The organism is uncultured Dialister sp. (assembly GCF_937959425.1).
Taxonomy (GTDB): Bacteria; Bacillota; Negativicutes; order Veillonellales; family Dialisteraceae; genus Dialister.
Genome location: NZ_CALGPS010000013.1, coordinates 1 through 25,323, shown reverse-complemented (window position 1 = coordinate 25,323; position 25,323 = coordinate 1). Strand labels below are relative to the sequence as shown.

The following is a 25,323-nucleotide window of genomic DNA, read 5'->3' as shown; positions in this document are numbered from 1 at the left end:
TTTCCTATTTCCGGATTCCCGGCGCATAGCCCTTGTCCGCCGCTTCCACAGCCAGGCCGATTAAACTTTTATGTCCTGTCTTACGAAGCATATTGCTCACATGGAAGCTGACAGTTCGTATGCTGATATGCAGTTCATCTGCTATTTCCGTGTAGGACAGGTTGCGACAGACCAGGCGCAGAATATCCAGTTCTCGATCTGTCAGTGTCACCCCCTGGATGCCGAAGGTCACCTGGCCCCGGACATCGGGAAAAATATGCTCCCCTGCCATAGTCTTCTCCAGACAGTCCATAAATTCCCGGGCCGTGCTTTCTTTGTAGATAAAGCTGTCCGCTCCGGCGCTTCGGGCCATTTCCAGAAAGCTGATATCCTGAAATCCGGTCATAATGATGATTTTAGGAGGGTTCTTCCGCTCCTTCAGGCGCTTTGCCAGAATAAGGAAGCGCTGATTAAATCACTGTCTGCTTTTATTCTTGGATTTTTATGCAATGCAAGGAATGGGACGACGCGAATAGCGAGCTATTTAAGGAGTCCCATGACGAAGCAGTGCATAAAAATTCTTATAAAAGCAGACTCTATGAATTAATCAGTGCTTCCATAATGCCGCTGTTCTTTCCCTCCATGCAGATATCCAGGAGAATCGCATCGGGATGAAGCTGGTCACAGACCGGCTCCACCAGCTCTGAAAAGGGCAGGGCACTCACTACCTCAATATGGCTCTGCCCTTCAAAGATTTTAACCAGTCCCTCCAGCAGGATTTTCTGGTCATCCACAATCATAAGCCGAATCATAGACATCCTCCATTTCCAGAAAGCATTGAATGAATCAGTGTTTCCTTAAGGTAATCACAAAGTGCGGTGCAGTCTTATACTGAAGGTCTGCTCCCAGGTTCCGGGCGCACTGTTCCATGGCCCTGAGGCCGGTTCCCCGCCGAAGAGGGCCCTTGAGTCCCCTGCCGTCATCGGCAATGGTAAGAATTGCCTCCCCGTTCCCGCCAAAGGTCACTGTTATGGATCCGGCCTGCCCGTGGAGAAGTGCATTGGTGAGGGCTTCCCGTATGATATGAACAAATTCTCCCGCCCGAAAAGTATCATCGGGCAGAGCCCCCTTTTGGATGACCGAGACCCCCAGTCTGCCATAAGCAGCAATGAGTGCATCCAGTTCTTCCTTCGGGTCTGCCATTTTGTCCTCTCGCAGATCTGCCATCATGTCTTCCAGGCTGGGAAGAATGGTGCTGTAATCGCTGATATTCTGATTATTCAGGAGCTGCTGCAGGATGGTAATGCGCTGGCCTAATATATCATGGATTTTATAGCGCAGATTTTCCATAGTCTTCCGTGTCTGCAGTTCCACCATGTTTCCGAGTGCATCTTTCACCGCCGCATTCCGCTCCTTCAGCACCCGGTTCTTTTCGTCCAGCTCCTGGTTCAACCGATAGAGGTCCGTCACATCGGATGCAGTAATCTGCCAGCCGGACTCACTGCGAAAGTGGATGGGATGGCGCTGCAGGAGCCAGGTCTCGCCGGACTCCAGGATGAAGAGCATATCCGGCCCGTGGCGCTCCATGGAAAGACCCGGCCTGCCGTCACAAAGGGGCAGCAGGTGCCAGAAAATATTGCCATTGCGAACTACCGTGCCAAGAATCTTCTCCATCACCTCGTACATGGTGTAATTTACAAGCACCGGTTCCCCTTTTTCCTGACTGATGAGAAGGCCCTCATCCAGGCAGTCCACTGCCGTCTGGATGGAGCGGGCCGTGAGCTGCTGCCGGTAACGGCCATAAGTTTCAGGGAAAAGGCGCAGCAGCCGCCATGCCAGGAAGGCCAGGGAAAGGGCCAGGGACCAGGGCAGGATGTCATCAAATACAGGCCATAAAAGAAGGGAAGCCCCTAAAATCCACAGGCTCCGGGCCCGTCGGTCACGAAACCAGTACAGAGCACTCAGCGTACCCGCCAAAACTGCAGCCCACCGCCAGATATCGGTGCCGTGGGCATAAACGATACCATCCCTGCCGTCCGTAAAAATTTCATAGAGCACTGCCATAACTGCCAGAAGCAGGATAAGACTGCTCCCTTCCAGACATTTTCGTCCCAGATGGCTGAATTCCGCCTGGGGCATGAGGAAATAATAAAGGACGCTGTTCACCAGGAAGAGAACCATGGAAACAACAATGAAAAGCAGGATTTCCCAGGAAGGAAGTGTGTATAAGTTAACCATAATGTTTCCCTCCTATGTGAATGAATCGGTGCTTTCCCTGGAAAGCCGAACCGTGAGTCTTGTGCCATAGCCCGTGTCATCGCATTGCACAGAAACATCATACTCCGACAGAGCCTGCCAGGAAGCAGGGCGGGTTTCTCCCTCTTTTTCTTCCAGCACTACGGAAAAAATCCAGTCCTTCTCCGTCTCTCGGAACTGACAAAGCCAAAAAGCTTCTCCCCGGGCCAGCACCTCTTCTCCCACATCCTCGAAAATATCATAGAGGGTCAGGGCTGCCTGCACCGGCAGATTTCCCTTCAAATCAAAGCCCACAGAGCCCCGGAGCCCGGCCTTTTCCAAATATCGCCAGGATTCCTCCACCGCCATAGCCAGTTCCCGGGCATCCAGCATGCCTGCCTCCTTTCCCTGCAGAAGAAGGATACATCGCTTTTTCAAATAGCAGGCCAGGATATGAAGACGGCTGATGACTGCATCGGTGTGGGGCCCGGGCTTTGCGGTCTTCAGATAAGCCAGCCTGTGCCGGATGGCCGGCTGTTTGCGGGCAATGATTTCCTCCAGTTCTTTGTAAACTCTAAGGGTGACGCCCTGCTCAATCGCCTGACGGCGGATATCACTAAGGCAACTGAGGAGTTCATAGGACCAGTTCAGATCCTGGTTGAGACGTTCCAAAAGAGCCTGCCGCCGACGCAGAGGGCCCACATCCCTGTACCAGCGCACCAGGCCGCCGGAAATGGGCATGGACTGCACTTCAAAGTCCTCTCCCCTGAGCGGAGCCGTGCCACTGGATGCATAGACCAGGTGCCCGTCATGATCATAGAGCTGCATGGCCAGGCTGGAATGGCGGAAAAAGTCTATGTACCCCTCATTGGCCGGGACGAATTTTCCCCTTGTCACCAGTTCCAGCCAAAGAAGAACAGTCCAGATCGTCACCAGCACCAGCTCCGATGGCTGGAAAGGGGAACCAGGCAAAGCATACCCGAGCACATAGATTCCATATCCCACCACAACGGCCAAGGGCAGGATCATCCGGGCGGGATGGCTCACCTTCCGGGAGAGGGAGGTATAACAGAGCACGCCATTCACAGCCAGAAGCTCCATGCCATAGACAGCAGCCAGGATGAAATACAGGGGCCCATAGCCATGACGGCTGTAAGCCGCCGCCAGACCAGCAGGCAGCGTAAAGGCCAGCTGGTGGAAATCATTGGTCATCACCAGGAAGGCAAGAAGCAGATTTCCTGCGAAGATTCCCTTCATCCACCGGGGACAGGGCCTGGTAAGAAAGGCATAGGACGCGCTGTAGCCGATCCATAGAAGAAAAGAAATCAGGATACCATAGAAAAGATAATAGCTGTACCAGATATAGCGTATGCCGTCATTCATGAAACCGGGCAGGCTCAGTTTGATTTCCCGGAAAAGTATCCAGCAGCACAGGGTAATGATGACCCCCAGATAGGCCCGGCGAACCTGGGGCTGCAGCACCTGCCGCCTGAGGCGTCCGCCCCAGAGGATGACAAAGAACAAAGTTACCGTATACCAGACCATATGACTGAAACCGGTGAGGATGGTGGGCCGGCAGCTTTGGAAAACATGACTGGTAATCTGCCGTGGAATATCATCGCCGGCCTGCAGAAAGGCTTCCGCATCAGAAACGAAGCGGGCCCCGGGCAGCGGGGAGAGAGCATATCCTGCGCCCTCCAGCGCCTCCGACAATTTTTGGCTGTCAAAGGATAAAGACTCCTTAGCCAGAAGTCCCTTCCTGAACGCCAGAGTTCCTTCCTCAGGGACTACCGGATGTACAGGAATGCCCTGTCTCTGCCACTCACGGACCTGGTAATCGAACAGCACATAAACATCCGCGGAAGGCCGATTTTCTCCTTCCTCCATAGAAAGCCGCCCATCCTCCTGAAGCTGCCTCAGCAGTTCCACCCCTGCCCTGCCGGATAGATCTCCTTTCAGCCCATAGCTCATGGCCTGTATGAAGAAGAGCCTGGCCGGATTGGTGCCGGTCACAGCCAGGGACAAAGGAGCGGAAGAGAGACTCTGCCATCCTGTAACCGGTACCGGGCAGCTGTCTGATACAGCCAGAACCACGGTGGCCGTATACTGGGGATACCACTGATAGGAGGCGCGGCTGCCTCCCTGCAGCACTGCCGCCTGTACATCGTAAGCTTCTACAGCCTGTACATCATCTTCCGGAAGATGGTGCAGCAGCTGGGATGACGGAATCCCCTGCACCTTTGCCCCTCTTTCAGAAAGAATGCGGCCATAGCTTTCTCCTTCGTCATGGTTGTACAGGATAACTGCTCCCGAGACCGCCGTAAGTGCGGACAGCCAGAAGAGAAGGCCAATCCATAAAAGTCTGATCCATTTCCCCATAGCCCTCACCTGCCCCCGGGGATTCTCGAAAGAAGGATGCATCGAATAATTGTTACCTTCATTATAGCATAAGAGCCCCATGCTAGAACAAAAAAGGAACGGCAGCAGGAAGTATCCTGTGCGGTTCCTTTATTTATTTACGATTTCATTTGCAAAGATGATAGTCCTTTTGCCCCTTCTTAACCAAAGGCTTCTTTACGGCCTGTGTTCACATCATAGCTGTCCTGAAGCATCGCTTCAGCATCATCAATATTTCCAACCCATGGCCCTGCCGCCGTTTCCGGATGCATGACGAACCAAGCAATGGACCGGCCGGAAGCATGGCTGTGATACCATTTCTGATTTCTCTTTTTCAGGCCGTCATGCTCCGGTGTCACTTCATATACGGAAGGCGTGTCTTCGCTTCCCGGAGGCCGTACCAGGATTTCCAAAAGGCCGTTGCCGTCAAGGTCGGTGACCGCAAATTCCCGTACCGGTTCTCCGTCCATGGGATAAACCTTTTTCCATTTCTTGATAAAAATGCGGATCTGCTCAGCTTCCGCACCGCCATCACCGGGACAGATTGTATCCCCTTCGTCCCAGGCCTGAGCCACGGCCCCCATAAGGCAGGCCGCCATCAGTCCCAGGAGCATTACTTTTCCAAACCTCATAGTGAACCTCCCGGATTTCTTTCAAAATGATAACTGCCCCCGAAGGCCCGGATACCGGCGCATAGGATTACCCGGGCCCCGCAGGCACAGCTGTCAAAAGAATGGAGGATATGATAGAGTCTCAGAATTTACCGCCGCCTCCTCCATGGCCGGCATCGGTGCTGTCATTCTTCTTTGCTTTCGGTGTACGGGTCACATTCATATAAAGGAAGGTGTCGTCCTTATCCAGCAGCTCGAAGCTCTCCCTGTCCAGGTACGTATCCGCCGCCGGTGCAGGCACCACGTTGCTCATGCTGCGGATGAGGCCGGAGCGGATGAGAAAGCCGCAGGCCCCGGCAATGGCCAGGGCAATGGCAAGGGCCAGCGGACTGAAGCCGCTTTTCGGATCATAGGCCTTCCCGTTTTCTTCATAGTAAGCCAGCTGTTCTCCCACGCCCTTGGCATAGGCCGTAAAGGCTCCGGCATAATCGCTCTTCTTGAGGGCAGGCAGGAATTTTTCCTCCAGCACCGGAATGCCCTTTCCATCGGTAATCCGTTCCTTCATGGCCTTGTCGGTGGCAATGTAGTAATCCCTTGTGTCCATGGCCAGGACCAGAACCATATTGCCGTTCTTCCCGTCCTTGAAGGTGCTGTCCAGAAGCTTGTTGGCATAGTCTCCGATTTTCATTTTGTTCGTAGAGGGCACGGTGATAATCGCCATGCCTACGCCGTAACGCTTTTCCACAGCCTGCAGTTCTTTCATGACGGCGGTGCGCTCGGAGGCCTGCAGAATCTTTGCCCCGTCGTGGAGACCTGAAACATCGGATGCCGCTGCAGTGACGGTGAGGAAAAGAGCCGCCAGGAACATAAACAGTGATAACACATATTTCTTCATGCTGCTCCCCTCCTTACACAAACATCCTGACAAGGAAATAGAATACAGCGGTCAGTACAGCGGTGCTGCCGGCCCAGTACAGGTTGGCCTTATTCTTGTCCCAGGGAAGGCTGCCCACCATTTTTCCTGTCTGGCCGTTCATCATGAATGTATAGGGCTTGTCCTCATAGCGGGTGGTCAGAATCCACACCGGAGCCATGGCGTAGGAAACGCCGCCTTCCCCCTTGTTGATTACATCGCTCACCAGTTCTCGGCGGGTGTATCCTTCCACCGTATCCTCCAGGACACCTACGGCGCTTTTACGCACCCGCTCATCTGCCCGGGGTGCGGCATCTTCCGCATCCACATCGTACTTGTCAGCCAGGCACCCCACCATGCAGGCGCTGCTGAAGGGTTTGAGCTCTCCGTAATCGTAGGGCTCGATGCTCTCCATATAGGTATCGTCCATTTTATTGCTGCCATCTACCGGAATCCGCCGGAAATGCATTTTTCCTCTGCGGTCGCAGCGATAGACGTTCGTTTCCGTAACCCGTTCATCCCGGGTTTCATAGACCGTATCCGTTTCCGCCTTGAATTCCGCAGACGCCGTCACTTCCGAATCAAAAAGCCAGAAGGGCACATACATAGGCTGGATGGATTCCACCCGGTTGCCTGCGGTAAAGGCCTTTGGCAGGAGCCATCTGCCTTTGTAAAACTCTTTCAGGGCAGCCACCGCATCTTCCTTGGTCTTCTTGAAAGGAATGACGAAATCGGGCTTCAACATACCATTAAAACGGCTGGGCAGCATGACCGGATTGCCACAGTAGCAGCACTCCGTGGCCATGGTGTTGCCGTCACTGACGATTTCCGCGCCGCAGGAAGAGCAGGTAAATGCTTTCATGGCAGCTGCTTCCTCTTCGCTCCATTCACCGCCTGCGCCTTCCGTATCCCATTTGGCCTCCTTCGCCGCCTGGGCTTCCGCCGCCATTCTTTCCTGTTTGGCAAAAAGCTCCTCGATTTTGGCAGTCTCGAATTCCGTATCACAGTACGGGCAGGTCACCCTGGCGACGCCGGGGGAAAATGACAGGGGACCGCCGCAGTTCGGACATGTATAGCCTACAGATGTATTGGCCATATCCCTCACCTCATTTCATGGACTACTGTTTGTCGTTATCGTCAAAAGGATCGCCGCACCGGGGGCAGAACTTCGGCGGATGGTGGGGATCTTCCGGCTGCCAGCCGCACTTGTCGCACTTGAAGAGCGGAGCTCCTGCGGGTTTCGGACTGCCGCATTCCATGCAGAATTTCCCCTGGTTCACTGCACCGCAGCCCGGGCAGGTCCAGCCCTTTTCTTCCTTCTGTTCCGGTTTTGGTTTTCCGCAGTTCATGCAGAATTTTCCTGTATTGCCCGTCTGTCCGCACTGGCAGGTCCAGGTACCTTCCGCCGGTTTGGGTTCCGGCTTCCTGGCGCCGCAGCCCGGGCAGAATTTACCCTGGTTCACCGTGCCGCACTGGGGACAGGTCCAGCCGCCGGCAGCGGATCCGCCCGCTGCCCGGGCCACCGCTGCCCGGGCTTCCTCCTCCGTACGGGCCAGTTTATCCATAATCCTCTGCCGGTCCATCATTTCCTGCCTGCGGGTCATCTCATCAATTTCCCTCTGCCGCCTCATAAACTCCTGCTGCTGGGCCATCTGCTGATACATGCCGGCTCCTGCGTTTCCGGCCATATTCATATTCATGAAGCCGAAAGCCGCTCCGCCGCCTCCTTCATTCTGGGCAGCCATACGCATGGAATCGCTGGTGGCATCGGCCATGGCCCCCATGGCCAGGGAAGGATCGGAAAAGGTCTTGCTCATCTGCGCTTTCTGGATCTTCGCTTCATCCTCTTCATTGGCCTTGATACTGTTAATGCCGAAGGACACGATTTCCAGGCCCCGGAGTTCCCGCCAGCGCTTGGACAGCACATCATTCAGCGCATCGGCGATTTCAAAAGTACGGCCCGGCAGCTCCACATAGTCGATGCGCTGGGCGCTCAGTCTGGCAAAGGCCGGCTGCAGCGCATTCAGAAGCTCCGACTTCAGCTGGCTGTCGATCTGGCTGCGGTCAAACACATCCGCCGCATTTCCTACCACCCCCGTATAGAAAAGCACCGGGTCCACGATGTGGTAGCTGTATTCGCCGAAGCAGCGCAGGCGGATGAGCAGGATCTGCCCCGTATCGGGGTCCTTCATTTTGAAGGGAACTTCCTGGGGCGTGCCGTACTTGTTGCCAAGGATTTCCTTCATGTTGAAATAGTAGACCCGCTGATCCTTCCCCGTGTCGCCGCCAAAGGTGAACCGTTCCTTCATCTGGCCCCACATATCTTTAATGCCCTGCTTCAGGGTGCCGGTGAAAATGGAAGGTTCTGTGGACTTGTCATAAATGTATTCCCCCGGTTCGCTGCATACATCCACCACCTTGCCGGACTCCACAATCATCATGCACTGGCCGCTGTTGACGGCGATTTTGGAACCGTTGGAAATGATATTGTCTTCTCCGCCGGTATTGGAACTGCGGTTGTGGGAACTGGTCCGCTTCTGCCCCTTCATCATAAGAATGTTGGCAGGCATGCTGTCGCAGTAGAAAAACTCCTTCCACTGGTCGGCCAGTACGCCGCCGGCGGCACCCATGGCTGCTTTGATCAAACCCATAATGCTTACCTCCTTTTGACTTCCCTATTGATTAGGAATCAATAAAATCAGCTTTCCTTTCATATATAGAATAGCTGATTATGAAATAAAAAAATACCTGTAATTTACTACAGGTCATGGAACCATCGGGATTAAACATAGGATTCTGCAGATTTTGCACACGCAAAAAAGCATGGCCTGCAGTCGGCGCTGCCGATGAGGTCATGCTTTCTTAATCATTTAAATTATTCCCACTCGATGGTGCTCGGCGGTTTGGAGGTAATGTCGTAGACTACCCTGTTCACCCCAGCCACTTCATTGCAGATGCGGCGGCTCATTTCATCCAGTACTTCCCAGGGGAAGCGGAAATAGTCAGCGGTCATGCCGTCGGAGGAGGTCACGGCGCGGATGCCTACGGTGTAGTCGTAGGTTCTTTCATCACCCTGTACGCCTACGGAGCGGATGGCTGCGGGGAGGATGGCGAAGGACTGCCAGATATCATTGTAAAGACCGTGCTGTTTGATGACATCTCTGACGATGAAATCGGCGCGGCGGAGGATATCCAGTCTTTCCGGTGTGATTTCGCCGATAATGCGGATAGCCAGGCCCGGTCCCGGGAAGGGCTGACGGTTGACTACTTCTTCCGGAAGGCCCAGCTGACGGCCCAGTTCGCGGACTTCATCCTTGAAGAGTTCGCGGAGCGGTTCGATGAGCTGGAACTTCATATCCTTCGGAAGTCCGCCTACATTGTGGTGGGATTTGATGGTGGAAGCGGTGGCGGTACCGGACTCTACCACGTCGGGATACAGGGTGCCCTGTACCAGGAATTTCACATCTTCCAGCTTGTTTGCTTCTTCCTGGAAGGTATGGATAAATTCAGCGCCAATGGTTTTGCGCTTCTTTTCCGGTTCCGTCACGCCCTTCAAAAGAGACATGAAATGCTTGGATGCATCGATGTGAACCAGTTTCATGTTGAATTTGTTTTTGAAAGTGTCCACTACCTGTTCTGCTTCGCCCAGACGGAGGAAACCGTGGTCTACAAAGACACAGGTGAGCTGGTCGCCGATGGCCTTATGTACCAGCACGGCAGCTACGGAAGAGTCCACGCCGCCGGAAAGGGCACAGATAACATTGTGCTTTCCTACTTTTTCGCGGATGTTTTCCACAGCAATGTCAATGTAGTTGCCCATGGACCAGCCGCCTTTGCATTCGCAGATCTTAAAGAGGAAATTCTTCAGCATGGTGGTGCCTTCAGGAGTGTGAACCACTTCCGGATGGAACTGTACGCCGAAGAAACGGCGGGCTTCATCAGCCATGGCAGCGGTGGGAGTCAGGTCGGTATGACCGGTGAGGCCGAAACCTGCAGGCATATCGGTGACTGCATCGCCGTGACTCATCCATACAGCCGTCTTTTCGGAAACCCCTTCAAAGAGGGCGGAGCTACCGTTGCGGTAGAATTCAGTGTGACCGTATTCGTGCTTTTCAGGCTTCGATACTTTGCCGCCCAGTTCCTTGGCCATAAGCTGCATGCCGTAGCAGATACCAAGAATGGGGATGCCTGCCTTGAATACGCCCGGGTCTACCTGGGGCGCATTTTCCGCATTCACGCTGGAAGGACCGCCGGAGAAAATAATGCCCTTCGGATTCTGGGCAAGGATTTCCTCAGCACTCTTGTTGTATGGCAGGATTTCGCAGTACACGCCGCATTCACGGACGCGCCGTGCAATGAGCTGGGCGTACTGGCCGCCAAAGTCAACAATCATAACAATTTCCTGATGTTTCATCTGTTTCCTCCTGTGGAGACAATATCAGTAACGTAAACATTGTATTCCTTATTATATCATATTTGGGAAGCGGCTGACGCCGCCTTCCAAAAAGGGGCGCGGCTGGCGCCGCAGGTTAGGGCCGCCTGACGGCGGCGGGTTGTGTAGCAGGGTTGCGTTCGCTTTCGCTCAGGGGAAAGGTATCGCCGCTTAGCGGCGATGAGTTTTATAGCACAGAGATACGGGAATCGCCTTTTGTCTCACCACTGTCACTTGACGGAGAGCCAGAGCCCCCTTCCCCAGGAAAGGGGGGGTGACGCCGTTAGGCGACGGAGGATAGGGGCGTCAATTCTTTGCTAAAAGGAGTCGGTGTCCCTCAGGGCTAGCGCCCATCCCCTTTCTGAGAAAGGAACCTGCGTTACGGGATATACCGTCCTGTATCATATAGCATGATAAACATTCTGCTGATTGGCTCACTGCGTTCGCCACCCCCTATCCGGCTTTGCCGGACTTCCCCCTATTCAGGGGGCAGAATAAACCGCTCTACGCTTACCCATGGTATCATGTGGCACAATGCTGAGCACCCATAGTGCCCCCTGAACGGGGGAAAGGTGGTGCCGCCAGCCACCAAAGGGGGATATCACCGTTATCTGATAAATCTCATAAGCATCAAAAGGTATAGCGCCGCTAAAACTTCCCCCTCCGGGGTGGCAAAGGAACTGGAGTCACTCCAGCGAACTGGAGTCACACCAGCGAACATAATTTGTAGGAGCAAAGCGACGCTCAAATTATTGTGAGTCGGTGATAGCCGTGCTGTAGGGGAGCGTGAGCGACCTGAGAATCCAGTAAGTCGGTGATAGCTGTGCTGTAGGGAGCCATAAGGCGACTGAGAATCCAGTGACATGCTTTCCCGTGGAGAAGTACCGCCGCAGGCTGAGAAAGGGGTGCATTCCCCGCCCGCAGGGCGGTTTGCATGTTTTCTCCAGGCGAATGCCCGGTTGTCCGGTTTATCCAAACTGGCGGCGAAGCCGCCCACCACAACCCTCGCGCCAGAGGCGCGTCAATCTTCAGAACCCTGAGAACCTTCGGCCCACAGGGCCGTCAACCCTCACGCCCGCCAGGGCGTGTCACGGCGGCCCGGCCTCATTCCGCTTCAAACAGGGGCAGCGGTTCCAGATAAATAATGTCCTTTCTCTTCGCCGCGTCCCCTTCTGCCAGGATGGCTGCCTCGCCGATTACATGGGCACCGGCCTTTTCTGCCAGCTCCTTCATGGCCTTCATGGAGCCGCCGGTGCTGATGACATCGTCCACCAGGAGCACATTCCTGCCCTTCATCAGTTCCACATCCGAATCCATGAGGTAGAGCCGCTGCTTGCCGGCAGTAGTAATAGATTCATCCTCCACCCAGATCGGGTTTTCCATGTAAGCCTTCACCGATTTCCGAGCCACGATATACCGCTTCATGCCCAGCACACTGGCCAGTTCATGGGCCAGAGGGATGCCCTTGGTCTCCGCCGTCATGATGATGTCCGTATCCTTCGGCACCTTGGCCGCCAGCTCTTTGGCGCAGTTCTCCACGATTTCCGTATCCCCCAGGATTACAAAGCCTGCAATCGCCAGGGTATCGGAAATATTGATTACAGGAAGCTGCCTTGTGCAGCCTGCCACATGAAGCTCGTAATGTCTTTTTGCCATCATACACCTCGAAAAAAATTATGTAATATCTACCTGCGGCGGCGGAGTGGAAGTGATTTCCACCTGCGGTGCCTCGGTAATAGTAACCGTGACCTGGTCTGCATCAGGATTTTCCTTCTGCACATTTCCCTTTTTCTTTACAGCCTGCCCCTCTTTAGGCGCTTCTACATCAATCAGGGGAATCGCATCGGGAGGCGCTGCCTTCCCCAGGTTATCCTTCTTAACTTCCATAATGGCAGCGATTTCAGAAGACAGCCTGTCACGAGTACCATCCTCCGCCATAGCCTGACGAATGAAATAGACCGTCAGCGCCGCCGGGTCTTCCGTGCCGGACGGGATTTCCCGCCACCGGCCATCCTGCCCCAGGGCCCAGGCCTTTCCATCCACACTGTAGCGTACATGGATTACGCTTTCCGTATAGGCCTTCGCGGACTTTACATCCAGCGTCCTCACCTTCGCCTGCAGGCCGTCCTCAAACACATCCTCCACTGTCAGGGAGGACAGGTCAAGAAACAGGCCCGTAGCGCCATCATTATATATACCGCCGGTATTCTGTATCATGGGATAGGTTTTATCGCCATTCAGGTAATAAGGCTCAAAAGCCCCTGCCGTCCCTCCCCAGGAAAAAGCTAGAGAGACCCCCAGCAAAAGCGCCCATTTTTGAAATCTCTTCAACCTTATCATCTCCTGTCTGATTCAATACCTATTCTATTGTACAATAAATTGCCTCTATTGAGTACTGATTTTGAGGGGAAATAGGATGAAAAGTTGCCATCCCCTGCGGGGCTGGAGGTTATGGCAGCCTGTCGGCGGCAGGCTGTGTAGAAAGGTTGTGTTCGCTGGCGCTCAGGGGGCGGAGGAAAAGGTTCTTAAGATTGACCGGCTCTTGGCCGGAGGGTTCTTAGGCTTGACAGTCCTTCGGACTGAGGGTTGTTGTATCGCCTACGGCGATGAGTATATAGTCAGCGTTACGGGATATACCTTCCTGTATCAAATAGCATGATAAACATTCTGCTGACTGGCTCACTGCGTTCGCCCCCCTATCCCGCTTCGCGGGACTCCAACCCTATTCAGGGGGGGGGAATAAACCGCTCTACGCTTACCCTTGGTATCATGTGGCACAATGCTGAGCACCCATAGTGCCCCCTGAACAGGGGGAAAGGTGGTGGCGCCAGCCACCAAAGGGGGCCGCTTTTCCAACGAGTGAAGCGAGTTCGGCATGTTTTCCCTCGGGCGAAAGCCCGGTTGTAAAGGTTTTATCCATACTGGCGGCAGAACCGCCACACCACGGCCATTGCCCCCTGAGCGAAGCGAACACAGCCCTTGGCACCGAGGGCTGGAAGACTGATGGATGCCATACGCCCCCTCTGCGCCGAAGGCGCAGGCCTATGGAAATACAGGGAAGCACCGCCGGGCGGCCCCACTCAAAAACCGGCGCCCTTCTGCGAAAGGGCACCGGTTTCTATTCCAAAGTTATGCTGTTAAGCTCCCAGTTCATCCAGCAGTTCTTCTGCTGCTTCGATGGACTCATGGATTTCAGGACGGAGGGTGGCGTCATCATTGAGGAAGCGGACTTCCGAGAGGGCGCGGATAAGGCGGGCGATCTGGGCAGTGCGGCCGATGAGGATTTTCTGGGCGGGAGTGTACTTAGTCCAGTCATTCCCTGCATCGCTTTGGATGGACTTGATGTCCTCGATGCCGTCTTCAAAATAGTCGGACAGATCCAGCAGTGCATCTTCTGTCTTTCTGGCCTCGTGACGGACAGCCTGCATGCGGATGCACATGTCCTTCACTTCTTTCTGGAATTCCTGGAGACGGGCACTCATATCCTTCAGGGCGTTCACATCTTCTGTGCCGTCAGCTTTAATATCCAGTCCTTTGATTTCCGGTACCTTGGCATACTGGTCCAGCACGCCGGCGCCGAATCCTACGGCGTCCACCGCTCCTGCCAGGGTAACCACGCTCATGGCCTTGGCGGAAAGCTTTTCCATTTCACGCCAGTTTTTTCTTTCCTTGTTGAAATGTTCCAGACCGGCCAGCGTGTCGCAGTCGTGGAAATCAACATTTTTCAGCTGAGAAAAGAGGCTGGTGAACTTTTTCATATCTCCCGACATGAGGGTAATCCTCACGCGGTCCAGTTCACCCAGCTCATCCTGGGCACGGACTTTGGCACGGTTAATTCTTTTCATGGCCCTTCTTCTGGCCCTTTCCACTTCGCCGTTAATGCTTTCCGGACGGGCAGAATTGGAATTGCCGCTCACAGCCCCTGCGATCATTCGCAGAATAAAAGAAATCGACATGACTCGTTCCCCCTTCAATCAGTAATGTATCGAACCAGGGAAGCACTGATAGGACAACTGATCTGACGGAATGAACCAGCGATTCCCCTTATATCTATGTTTATTATTATAACATATAGAAAGCCTCATAGAAATGGGCAGTCAAGGGAGATTTCAGGCATCCCGGAAGGAGAGGGCCTTCTTTGCCTTTTCAATGGCCTTTTCGCTTTCCTCGCTCACCTCGCCCTTATCGTTCAGCAGATGGGGGAAGAGAATGGTAATGAGCTGGGCGCACTGGATAGCCCGGGCAATCTGCATCTTTTCCGACTGGGAGTAGCGGTTCCAGTCCTCCCCTTTCCCTTCCAGAATCCGTTTCAGGTCATCAATGCCGTCTACGAAATAATCATGGAGATCATTGAGGCAGTCAGCTTCCTCCCTGGCCTTCAGTCCGATTTCACTGATAGCTGCCGTCAGCTTTCTCACATGATCCTGGTAATTTTTGAGATCTCCGATGAGCTCATGGATATAGGCCATATCCATGCTGTGGAAACGCTTGTTGTCGATATTCACCTTTGGCAGGATAGCAAAGCTGTCAAGAAGACCGAAGCCCAGAGCCATGGGTGAATAAGCCACAGCGCTCACCGTTTCCAGGCTGGCGATCTTGTCCGCCCTGGAAATCATATCATCCACCTTGAAGCCTTCTTTCAGGAAACTTTCAATACCCGGAAGTCCCTCGCAGTCCTTCAGATTGAAATTCCGAATCAGAGCGCAGTACTTGGTGAACTCCTCCATATGGCCGGAAGTAGCAGACACCTTGGCCCGATCCATTTCCCCGATTTCATACTGGGCACGGCTCCGAAGGCGAAGCAGTCTTCTCCTTACACGCCGAAAAGCCTTATGCAGCTCCCCCTCCAGATCCTTGATGTAGGTCGAATCCTGAATTTTCCCATCTTCCATTGCCTGAAGAACCTGAAGAACATAAGTTATTGTCATATATATTCCTCCTTTGGAATACGAAAGCCATGAGTCATCATGCTTTCCATCAGAAACCCCATCTGCGGGCCATCAAACGCTCTGACAGACATAAGAAATCCTGCCAAAGAAACGGATTATCGAAATTACCGTTCCTTCGGTCCTCCTGTCACTGTTCTCCTCCCCTGCCTTTTCCCAAGGCCTTTTCTTACACCATTAATTATACACCATTAGAAAAAAATAGATTTCATGAAAGCCTTTTTTTCTTACAGAAAAAATTTATAGGGCGCAACAGAAAAGAAGAGGAGCCCCTCTGTTTTATTATTTCCCCGAAGAGGGAGCGGGCCTGCAGGGCCCCTGGAGAGGGAAAAGGTTCTTAAGATGGATGGGCCTGGGGCCCAAGGGTTTTTAGGTTTGACAGCGGCTTCGCCGCTGAGGGGAAGGTATCGCCGCTTCGCGGCGATGAATTTTATAAGCCGCCTTTGGCAGCGAAAACCAAACAACCTCTCTTCGCTCGAGGAAATACACCCCTTCTGCCTACGGCACCTCTCCTAAAGGAAAGCATGTCACTGGATTCTCAGGTCGCTGCGCTCCCCTACGAATCCAGTTCCTTTGCCACCCCGGAGGGGGAGGTTTGTTTTCCGCTTCTTTTAGTGCTAACTTAAGTTGCTCATCCTATAGCGCCGCTAGAATCTCCCCCTCCGGGGTGGCAAGCGAACACGATTCGTAGGGAGACGTAGGCGACTGAGAATCGTGTGAGACGCTTTCCCGTGGAGAGACGCCGCCGACAGGCGGCAGAAGGGGTGCATTTCCCTCGCGCCATAGGCGCGGTTGTATGGTTTTTCCCGCCCGCAGGGCGGTTTGCCTGTTTTCCCCCGGGCGAAGCCCGGTTGTACGTTTTTTTATAATAACCGGCGGCGAAGCCGCCCACCTCAACCCTCGCGCCAGAGGCGCGTCAAACCTTAGCTCCTTAAGAACCTTCGGCCCAAAGGGCCGTCACCCTTCACGCCTACAGGCGTGTCACCAAAGGCACCCATACCCACATAAGGAACACATAGAAAACACATCCTGCCAGAAGGCCTACCATGGCGCCATTGATGCGGATGCCTTCCAGTTCACTCCATACTTTGGATTCCACAAATTCATTCAGTTCGTCGTCGGTGAAGCTTTCCAGCACTTCTGTCATGGCGGGAGCCAGCCAGCCGTGTTCGTAGGTAATGATTTCCACCGCCAGGTCACGGGCGAATCGGTCCATGCGCTTCCGGAATCCGCTGTCGTTTCCTGCAGCCGAAAGGGCATGATGGAGGGACTTCTCTATCTGGGGCGCCAGTTTTTCGTGGAAGGCACTTCCTTCGCCCCAATCTCTGAGGAAGGCGTCCACCGCTTCTTCCACCCTGCTTTCTATGGGAAGGGAGCGGAAGAGTTCCCTTCCGAAGTCTGCCATCGCTTCTTCTGTGGCCCTATCCTCCAGAAACCGTCTCACCATGCTGTCCCAGCCTGCAAGAAGGGTTTTTCGGAAGGGGTTGTCCTTATCCTTCCACATTTCTATTTCTTCCCCAAGGGCGTCCATGGCAGAGTCCGCCAGGCTGTCGTAGTCGATAACGCCGAAGAGTTTCCCGGCGCCGTAGAATAAAGAGCCAAAGAATCCCTTTTCTTCACTGTCCCCCTTTTCTTCCAAGAAACGGGCCAGGGCCTCCCTGTTTTTCCTGTCCTTTGTCCTTTTTTCCGCTTCCTCTAAAATCCGGTCCAGCCATTCTTCCCGATTCATTTCGGAAAGAATTTTTTCCTTTGCATAGGAAATGAAAGCGGAGAGCTTCTTTTCCCCCTCTGTTCTTGCTATGCGGGCGGCGTCGCTTCGATGGGTTTTCACAAAGGAAACGAACCATTCTCCTGCCTTCAGAGAGAGATTTCGTTCCCATTTCTCTCGATTTCCTTCTTCCCTGAGCTTTCGGAAAACCAGCTCGGAGGCAGAGAAATTCTCCACCTTCTTCAGCAGGTTCTCCCTGGAAAGAAGGGTGCTGTTCACTTCGCCAAGCTTCTGGATAATGCGCTTCCGGCTCTTGGGGATGAGCTGCCCCACAGGGAGATGAAAGGGCCGCCGGAAAAGGGCTTCCACGGCGATGTAGTCCGCCACGCAGCCGATGAAGCATGACTGGGCCAGGAAATAGAGAATCAAAACCCATGTCTCCTCCTGCCAGGGACTGAAGCGGCTGAGGCAAAAGGCTGTAAGGAAAAGGAGAAAGGCCCCTGCCATGAGGAGGTTGGCTCTGCCGTACCGCTTCATACCATCACCCCCGCCGCAAAAAAGGCAAGGCCCAGCAGGGCGCCGAAGAGGGAGCCGTTCATGCGGATAGCCGCCACCTCTTCGGAAGCCGCCTTTTCAGAAAGGCGGGCCATGGTGTCCCCGTCGTACTGGGCAAGCTTCTTTTCCACCACCGATGATACAGCCCCATGGATTTCCTTCACATGGGGAAGAACCATGGAAAGCAGCCAGGCATCAAAACGGCGCCGCTCCCCCTTATCCGCCAGCATCCTTTCTGCCCGCTGCAGAATGAGATCCGCCAAAAAGCCCGCCAGCTCTTCATGACGATTTCTCCACTCCTGCAGGAAAAAATCCCTGCCCTTCTCTTCCAGAAGCTGCTTTGCTCCGCGGGAAATCCGCCCATTCAGCTTCCTCCTGAGCCCTTCATCTGTCGTGAGCCGCGTGAGAAAATCATCATACCGCTCTCCCAGCCCTTTCCTCACCTCGCTGTCCTCATCAGACAGGGAGTCCGCCAGGTCGAAAATCTTCTTCTGTATGCCTTGGATAAACTCCTCATCCCTGTCCTTGACTGCCCTTCGGAAAAGACTGTGAAAATTCAAAAACCCATGATTCTCATAATGATTCCAGGCAGAGCGGTAAATGCGGCCAATTTCCTCCAGCGTAAACTCATCCTGCAGGAATCGCCTCACCTCTTCCGCCAGAGCCTGGGAAAGCGCTCCCTTTTTCCCGTAATGTTTAAAAGACAGCAACACCGAAGCCAGGCAGGACGCCCAGTCTACGGTGGGCAGGTGGGCAGACAGGTTCTTCCCCGTCATAGTCCACAGCCATTCCTCATGGAGAGAAGAAAAAGCAGCCTCCAGACCATCGGTCAGGATGCAGCACAGGTCGGATCGGTGCTCCTTCATCCACCGCTCCACCACCGACGAAGGCACATGATTCACCAGAAGCCTCTTCAAACGCCGCTGGGATAGGATTTCTTCCGTCACCATGTCCCTGGCCATGGTCACGATTTTCCCCCGGCTTTTGGAAATCAGATTCGTGCGGAAAGACACGCCCAAAGGCTTCCGGAAAAGAGAAGTCACGCCGAACCAGTCCGCAAAGCCACCGACGGAAGCAGCAAAGGACACATGGAAAAGAGCAGCAGCCGCCACACTGCTCTCCTGAAAAGGAGCCGACGCCAGAGCCCCCAGGGCAGAGACAGCCAGTATGGCATCTGCCATCGTTTTCTTACGCATAAATCCTCCTTTCAAGAATTCACGAAACAAGATTTGTCCATAGATGAGTGGAGAAATCCCACGTCCTTCATGGTGCCAGGAAGGTGGGGAGATGTGACCTTACTTTCAGGCCCCTGCCTGAAGCGCAGAGGTATCATCCGCCCCGCGTACCCAGATTCTTCGCCTGCGGCTCGGAATGACTGTGGGGAAAAGGGTAATCCCGTAACGCAGGCTCCTTCCTCAGGTGGCAATCCTGCATAGGATTGCCACCTGAGGATAGGCCTTTGCGCAGCAAAGGCGCCGCCGACAGGCGGCATTTCAAGTGTCTCTTATTGACTGTGTCAAAGGGCCTCCTCATTTCCTGCGCTTTCCCTGATTTCTTCCATAATTCTCCTGATTCTTTCCGCATTCTCTTTATTTCCGGCAGCAAGATTCAGCTCCCGGCACACAGAAAGATTTGCCAGTACATAGTCCTTTTCGCTCATGCTGGCACGGAACTTTTTCTCATACATGGTCTTCGTACAGCAGATAGCAGGGCGGCGGTGATAGATGCGGCATTTTTTCGTTTCTCGGTCATAAAAGCAGCACTGTCCCTTTTTATCCAGAAAGTTCTGCAGCTCTTCCACATACCGGGCCTTTTCGCAGCAGAGGCCGCAGGCGATGCAGGGGAAGTGCATCATCCCTGCACCTTGGGCAGGAAGGCCTCCACCCTTTCATAGGCCGCAAGGGACTCCTCCGTCACCGCCCCCGCCTTGTTGAGGATGGGCGTATCAAGCACTGCTTTCACGGCGCCGGCGGTGGCAAGGGCCATGGCAATGGTTTTCTTTTCTTCTTCGCCATAGTCCCTATAGTCTGTGCCTTTTCCCTTCACCACTGCTTCCATCTTTTGGATAAGAGACTTGAAAATGGGATCGATTTCAGAAATCAGATTGCTGAACATATCCGCCCTTTTCCCGATGGCCCGGCAGGCGTCGCCGGCCAGTTTCATTTCTTCCTCCGCTTTTTCCGCTTTGGCCCGGTTGCTCTTGGCTATGTCCAGATTCTTATCGGCTTTGGCATCCATCATGAAACCCATCACCGCAATGGCAGGCCCTGCTACCAGACCGCCCAGCACGGCGGTGCCGCCGGCAATGCCAAGGCCTCCTGCCGCCAGGGTGCCGCCTCCCAGGAGGGCAAGGGTAGCATTGGTGGCCGCCGCCCCCGAAAGTCCTGCAATGGCTGCTCCCGTACCGGCAGTGCCCAGAAGGCCGGCGGCGCTGTAGGCGCCAAAGGCCATGAGGCCTCCTGCCGCCAGCCCTTCCACCGTGCCCGACGCCATCCGGGCAGCCAGGCTTCCCAATTCGCCCATTTCTTTCAAAGCATCCTCATTCACAGTAAACTCCGACAGCTCGTCCATGCCGGCGGAGCCGGTAAGCTCCACGTGGTGAATCTTTCCGAAGGTATCCACGAAACGGGTGACACTGCCATGAAGGATATCTACCTTCGCCCGGCCCAGATTTTCCAGGGCGCTGCCTGCCTCGTCCCGGGCAGCAAGGAGCTCTTTCTTTGCGTTCTCAAACTTTTCGTCAGCTCTGCGGTTGATTCGTTTCGCCCGGGCATTTTTATCACTGGCATCCTTCGCCTTCTTTGCTCCCACAAGACCGGCCGCTACGGCGATACCGCCAAGAATGAATGGAATAGGCATGATGTACCTCCTTATAATTTAATGATGGTATCACTATTCATTAATTCATCAAACTCATCCATATTATGAAAGGAAACTTTACCTCCCAGCTGCCGAATGATTTTGTCCGCCCCATGGATATAGCCGTCGGCGTCCCCCAGCTTCAGGCCCCACGCCATATCCCCCAGAGCTTCATCGAAGACCTTCCGATTTTCCTTGAAATACTTTTCTGTGATTTCATCCAGCTGCCGCCGATACTCCTGTATCTTCCGGATAGACTGGGCGCATTCCTTTTCGATGCGGATACGCTCCTTTCGGGCCAGCTTTGCCGAAGCCAGGGCGCCGCTCAATGCGGTAAACACCTTCCCCGAAAGCATATATCCCGCCATGCCGCCGATGAGCGAACCGATGACGGGGAGCGGTATCACCACCGCCCCCACATACATGCCGGCCGCCGCGGTGGACGTGGCAATCCCCGTTTCCCCAAGCTGGACAATGCACTCGGAAGCGGTGATTTTTCCATAGATATAATTTTTAATAATCCCCGCCGTGGACAGCACCGCCGCCACCACCTTCCCCGGCACCCCCGCCTGTCCCAGCATGCGGGCCAGGGAATTGGAAGATGCCGAAAGGCTGTGGGAAATGACACTCACTGCGCCACCGGCAGCATAGGAAAGGGCCGCCGACGTGCCGGTCACCTTCACCAGGTCTTTGATGGCTTCGCCGGGCTCCTTCTTCCCTTCAATCACTGCCACCATATTGTCCACCGCCGCCATGGCGCCGGTAAAAACAGCCGCTCCGGCAGCAGCCTCCATGCCGGATTTATGAAACTCAGCGGCCAGATTTCCTGCCCCCTTCAAAGCAAGGGACCGGTCCACATGGTTTCGCGCCTGCCGGCCATCCTCCATGGCCCGCTCCTTCGCCTCTTTGGAAAGGTGGATATCCTTATCCGCAAGATACTTCTCATCGCCGTAGAAATCCTCATTCGTCCGGTCCCGCTTCGCATTATTCAGCTTCCGGGAAATGGTCTTCAGATTCTCCGGACTGTTCACCGCGTCCCTGATATCGCCGGCAGTGACCCAGGCATCGTCCTTGTGGGCCTCGAAAATCCGGTGCACCGGCTCCACATGATCCGCCTCCGCCAGATGCTCCGTCCACTTCTTCCCAAAGGCCAGCTTCGCCTCCTGCTTCCGAAGGAGCAGCTTCTCCCCGGTATAGGGATCCTTCACCGCCTGTCCCGAAGCAAAGAGATTCTCCTTCGCCATCCTCTTCGCCATGCCGTCATCAAAGAGCTTTCGGTTTCCCGTATACTCCAAAGGCTTTCGGTACACCTCAGCCAGCCGGCTCACCGACCTGTCCACCGAAGATGCCGCCGCCAGAGCCCCCAAAGCATTCTCCTTCCGCCGCCGGCGCCTTTCCTCCTCGTCCATACCTGACCTCCCGATGAAATCAAAGACTGTGAGTGTAATGTGTTTTCTTTATTATAACCTATTTATAAGGAGAAAGGTTCCCTCATATATGTTGTGCCCCCGCTTGCGGGCGGAAAAAAGGGTACGAAGTACCAAAGGGGGCGCTTCGCGGCTGAGGGTGGTTGTGTTCGCTTCGCTCAGGGGGCGAAAGTAAAAAGGTTCTTAAGATGGACTAGCCTAAAGGCCGAAGGGTTCTCAAGTTTGACGGGCCTACGGCCCGAAGGTTGTGGTATCGACCTGCGGGCGATGATTATAAAGTCAGCGTTACGTGCTTACCTTTTGTATCACCAGTGCTGCATGACGGAGAGCGTTAGCCCCCTTCCTCTGGAAGGGGGGTGTCGCCGCAGGCGACAGAGGATAGCGGATTTTCGCAGAAAATCCGAGGCCCTGAAGGGGCCTAAATGATTCTTCCGTACAATACCGCCTCTGGCGGCGCCTTTGCTGCGCAAAGGCCTATCCTCACCGCTCCGCGGAGCTCCTTTCTGAGAAAGGAGCCTAACGTTACGGGATTTACTTTCTGCTCATAGCAGCACAACCCATTGTGCCGCTTTTCCATTCATTTCCTTATTCATCAAAAAGGTCACTGTGACTTCCTGTTCTTTGCGCAATCAATTCCATGACTTCTTCATGAATCCGATAAATCAGGAGCCAGTCGGGGGCGAATATGACATTCACGAAAGGATGCATATTCGCCCAACAGGGAATGGTCATGGTACGAAGGTGGAAGAGGCTCTTCAGAAGCCAGAATTTCAAGGACCAATTTCAATTCTTCCATTGGCAGTCCCCGCTTTTTTGCCTTTTTGAAATCTTTCAAGCTATTTAAGGAGACTTATGACGCCGCATTGGATAAAAATACATATGAAATTCGATTCTGCGAATTAATCAGTGCTTCCCTAAAACTGGCGGGTATATCGAAGCTTAAGCATTCAAATCGTTCCACATTTCATCTACAGAATCATAGCTCTTGGATAGATTTTTCCCCTCCATCGCATCTTTCATGGCTTTTCGGGTGGTCCGATTAGGCACATCCGGTGCTATGATTTCAAAGGGAATCCGTCTCTGGTTCACCACCTGCCGGAAAAAAAGCGTAACGGCGCCGGACATGGTGAGTCCCATGCTTTTCAAAGTCTGCTCCGTCTGTTTCTTTAATTCCGCGTCCATACGAATCTGAACATTCGCCGTTTCCATAGCATTCGCCTCCATGAACTTTCAATATATTTCACTTATATTATGATTGAGTTGTAGTAAATAATCAATTCATCCGCATACGTTAATAAAAGAAATAAAAACCTCGCCATTCCACATGCATGCGTCCTGCGAGAAGGCGATAATAGCTGCTTTCAGCAGGGAGATTTCAGGGCTCCGTTTCGCTAACTTTACGATACTGTGATTCATACCGCCATGTACCACCGCTCGAAATGACAGGAGCCGCGAAAGTGTCATTTTCCGGCAAATAAAAAAAGCGCCGAATGCTCGACGCTTTTTTATGGCGGAGTGAGGGAGATTCGAACTCCCGCACCGGTTACCCGGTCTAACGATTTAGCAAACCGTCCTCTTCAGCCACTTGAGTATCACTCCACATAGCTGACTTGTATAAGGATACACTATAAGGGGCCTGGTTGTCAAGGACTTATTTTTTGAGGGCTCACCGGAGACAGAAATTGATTTCAGAAATAAATAAGATGGGCTACAATAGGAGGAGACAGGTATGATAAGGAGGCTCGTCATGGAAATAGAGGATAAGGTCTTTGCACGGAAGCGGTGGCGGAAGGAGTCTATGCTGGATTGTGGATTCCAAGAGGCGGGGCACGATTTCCTTTTGGAAAAGGATTTCATGGACGGCGATTTTAAAGCGGTGCTGAAGGTGTCGGCCCAGGGAGCGGTGTCCGGCCAGGTCATCGACGCCATGACGGGAGAGGAGTATGACCAGCTCAGGCGGCCAGAGGCGAATGGGGCTTATGTGAATATGGTGAGGACGGCCTATGAAGAGCTTCTTTTAGAAATCGCCGGCGCCTGCTGCGCTGATGTGCTATTTACGTCGGATCAGGCCAACCGGCTGGCGGACCGGATAGCGGAGGCGTTTGGCATAAGTCCGGACTATCCCTTTGTCCATACGGCCCGTTACCAGGATTACGGTGTCTTCCGCCACTGGAGGAATCGGAAGTGGTTCGCCCTTATTATGAATGTAAAAAGGAGTGTTCTTGAGGCGGGCCGTGATGAAATGGTGGATATTGTGAATCTGAAAATCCACCCGGAAGAGGGCGAAAGCCTCTGCAGGCTTCCGGGGATTTATCCTGCCTACCATATGAATCACAAAACCTGGATTTCAGTCCTGCTGGACGATACAGTGGATGACGACAGGGTGATGTCCCTCGTGAAAACCAGTTTTGATTTGACGAAATAAATGACGAAACGGTTATCCTGAATCATTTCTTTAATTCATAGCAAGCGCTTACGTTTCATAATTGGCAACGCATATCGTCACTTTCTCTATTCCATCTTTCTATACTTTCATATATAATATGAATTAGATGAGAGTGGAGGAAAGGTCCGGGGAGCGGCCGCCCAAAAATACCCGGTTCCTGCCGATACTGCAAGCCATCTCGCATAGATGAATCCATAAGAGCTCCGGATGTGAGTCCGTTCGATGCGTTCTGAAGTCCCTTCCGCCATGGGTTGGGATCTTTGGAAAATATGGTTTGTCACTGATTTTAACAGAATAGCCTGAAAGAGATCATCCTTATGATGCGGCAGATGAAGGAAAAAACAGTTTGGTGCGTCCCTTATCTGTCTGGCCAATCTCTTTCAGGCTTTTCGTAGTGTCTTTGTGACAGCGGCTTGCTGTGCGCGCCGGAAGCGACGGAGGATAGCAGACCTTTCGTAAGGGAGCACTGATTCTGCGACTGAATCAGTGCTCCCCTCAAAAATCATAGGCCCTGAAAGGGCCTATGATGACTCATTGGTAAAGCCGCCTTTCGGCGGCGCCTTTGCTCCGCAAAGGCCTATCCTCAGCCCTGTCGGGCAGCTCCATTCCGGTCGGGCAAACAAAAGGAAGGCCCTTTTATGGGCAGGCTAAGGGCCAACATTGCCCGACTTGGCAATCCTATGCAGGATTGCCACCTGAGGAAGGAGCCTTACGTTACGGGAATCCCCTTCTACTACATAAATCATGCTAAACATAGCGATGAATTGGCCACCTCCGGTGGCCACCCCCTATCCGGCTGCGCCGGACTGCTCCAC

At 53.6% G+C, this 25,323-nt stretch carries 20 protein-coding genes, 1 tRNA gene and 1 pseudogene; 1 reads left to right on the top strand and 21 read right to left on the bottom strand.

What is annotated here, in order from left to right; genetic code table 11:
- Positions 1-4 precede the first annotated feature (4 nt).
- The 21 genes and pseudogenes from Q0482_RS00525 to Q0482_RS00420 form a co-directional block, all read right to left on the bottom strand.
- The gene (locus tag Q0482_RS00525) at positions 5-385 is read right to left on the bottom strand and encodes a response regulator transcription factor (RefSeq protein ID WP_299142074.1); all 381 of its coding nucleotides are present in this window, start codon (positions 383-385) and stop codon (positions 5-7) included.
- A gap of 190 nt (positions 386-575) precedes the next feature.
- Complete coding sequence (locus tag Q0482_RS00520) at positions 576-791, bottom strand: response regulator (RefSeq protein ID WP_297041907.1); 216 nt, start codon at positions 789-791, stop codon at positions 576-578.
- A 34-nt stretch (positions 792-825) separates the two neighbouring features.
- Positions 826-2,217, bottom strand: coding sequence for an ATP-binding protein (locus Q0482_RS00515; protein ID WP_299142072.1), 1,392 nt, complete (start codon positions 2,215-2,217; stop codon positions 826-828).
- Positions 2,218-2,229: 12 nt separating this feature from the next.
- Positions 2,230-4,593, bottom strand: a complete 2,364-nt coding sequence (locus Q0482_RS00510; protein WP_299142071.1) for a hypothetical protein — start codon at positions 4,591-4,593, stop codon at positions 2,230-2,232.
- Positions 4,594-4,772: 179 nt separating this feature from the next.
- Positions 4,773-5,243 carry a hypothetical protein gene (locus Q0482_RS00505; protein ID WP_299142068.1) on the bottom strand — a complete coding sequence of 157 codons (471 nt, stop codon included), beginning with the start codon at positions 5,241-5,243 and terminating at the stop codon, positions 4,773-4,775.
- Between the two features lie 121 nt (positions 5,244-5,364).
- Positions 5,365-6,117 (bottom strand): YgcG family protein, encoded by a 753-nt coding sequence (locus Q0482_RS00500; protein WP_299142065.1) that lies wholly within the window; start codon positions 6,115-6,117, stop codon positions 5,365-5,367.
- A 13-nt stretch (positions 6,118-6,130) separates the two neighbouring features.
- Positions 6,131-7,231: a hypothetical protein gene (locus Q0482_RS00495; protein WP_299142062.1), complete on the bottom strand. Its 1,101-nt coding sequence runs from the start codon at positions 7,229-7,231 to the stop codon at positions 6,131-6,133.
- A gap of 22 nt (positions 7,232-7,253) precedes the next feature.
- Positions 7,254-8,786, bottom strand: coding sequence for an SPFH domain-containing protein (locus Q0482_RS00490; protein ID WP_299142060.1), 1,533 nt, complete (start codon positions 8,784-8,786; stop codon positions 7,254-7,256).
- Positions 8,787-9,010: 224 nt separating this feature from the next.
- Positions 9,011-10,549: a glutamine-hydrolyzing GMP synthase gene (gene guaA / locus Q0482_RS00485; RefSeq protein ID WP_299142058.1), complete on the bottom strand. Its 1,539-nt coding sequence runs from the start codon at positions 10,547-10,549 to the stop codon at positions 9,011-9,013.
- A 1,122-nt stretch (positions 10,550-11,671) separates the two neighbouring features.
- A complete protein-coding gene (locus Q0482_RS00480; protein WP_299142087.1) occupies positions 11,672-12,223 on the bottom strand; it encodes a phosphoribosyltransferase family protein in 552 nt (183 codons plus the stop codon).
- 18 nt (positions 12,224-12,241) lie between these two features.
- Positions 12,242-12,784 (bottom strand): hypothetical protein, encoded by a 543-nt coding sequence (locus tag Q0482_RS00475; protein WP_299142054.1) that lies wholly within the window; start codon positions 12,782-12,784, stop codon positions 12,242-12,244.
- Between the two features lie 920 nt (positions 12,785-13,704).
- Positions 13,705-14,523 (bottom strand): hypothetical protein, encoded by an 819-nt coding sequence (locus Q0482_RS00470; protein WP_291055763.1) that lies wholly within the window; start codon positions 14,521-14,523, stop codon positions 13,705-13,707.
- Positions 14,524-14,676: 153 nt separating this feature from the next.
- Entirely contained in the window at positions 14,677-15,495 is an 819-nt protein-coding gene (locus Q0482_RS00465) for a hypothetical protein (protein ID WP_299142051.1), read from the bottom strand.
- A 988-nt stretch (positions 15,496-16,483) separates the two neighbouring features.
- Positions 16,484-17,650, bottom strand: a complete 1,167-nt coding sequence (locus Q0482_RS00460; protein ID WP_299142048.1) for a DUF445 family protein — start codon at positions 17,648-17,650, stop codon at positions 16,484-16,486.
- A gap of 104 nt (positions 17,651-17,754) precedes the next feature.
- The gene (locus Q0482_RS00455; RefSeq protein WP_299142044.1) at positions 17,755-18,972 is read right to left on the bottom strand and encodes a DUF445 family protein; all 1,218 of its coding nucleotides are present in this window, start codon (positions 18,970-18,972) and stop codon (positions 17,755-17,757) included.
- Positions 18,973-19,292: 320 nt separating this feature from the next.
- Entirely contained in the window at positions 19,293-19,631 is a 339-nt protein-coding gene (locus Q0482_RS00450; protein WP_299142041.1) for a YkgJ family cysteine cluster protein, read from the bottom strand.
- On the bottom strand, positions 19,628-20,635 hold the full coding sequence (locus tag Q0482_RS00445; protein ID WP_299142039.1) for a hypothetical protein: 1,008 nt from the start codon (positions 20,633-20,635) through the stop codon (positions 19,628-19,630). The genes Q0482_RS00450 and Q0482_RS00445 overlap by 4 nt, the downstream gene beginning before the upstream one ends.
- Positions 20,636-20,646: 11 nt before the next feature.
- Entirely contained in the window at positions 20,647-22,044 is a 1,398-nt protein-coding gene (locus tag Q0482_RS00440; RefSeq protein ID WP_299142036.1) for a hypothetical protein, read from the bottom strand.
- Between the two features lie 603 nt (positions 22,045-22,647).
- A pseudogene (locus Q0482_RS09960) lies at positions 22,648-22,897 on the bottom strand (type II toxin-antitoxin system YafQ family toxin).
- Between the two features lie 104 nt (positions 22,898-23,001).
- On the bottom strand, positions 23,002-23,271 hold the full coding sequence (locus Q0482_RS00425; protein ID WP_299142026.1) for a type II toxin-antitoxin system RelB/DinJ family antitoxin: 270 nt from the start codon (positions 23,269-23,271) through the stop codon (positions 23,002-23,004).
- 299 nt (positions 23,272-23,570) lie between these two features.
- Positions 23,571-23,661, bottom strand: a tRNA-Ser gene (locus tag Q0482_RS00420).
- A gap of 148 nt (positions 23,662-23,809) precedes the next feature.
- Here Q0482_RS00420 and Q0482_RS00415 point away from each other — a divergent pair.
- Positions 23,810-24,487 (top strand): MmcQ/YjbR family DNA-binding protein, encoded by a 678-nt coding sequence (locus Q0482_RS00415; RefSeq protein ID WP_299142023.1) that lies wholly within the window; start codon positions 23,810-23,812, stop codon positions 24,485-24,487.
- Positions 24,488-25,323: the final 836 nt, after the last annotated feature.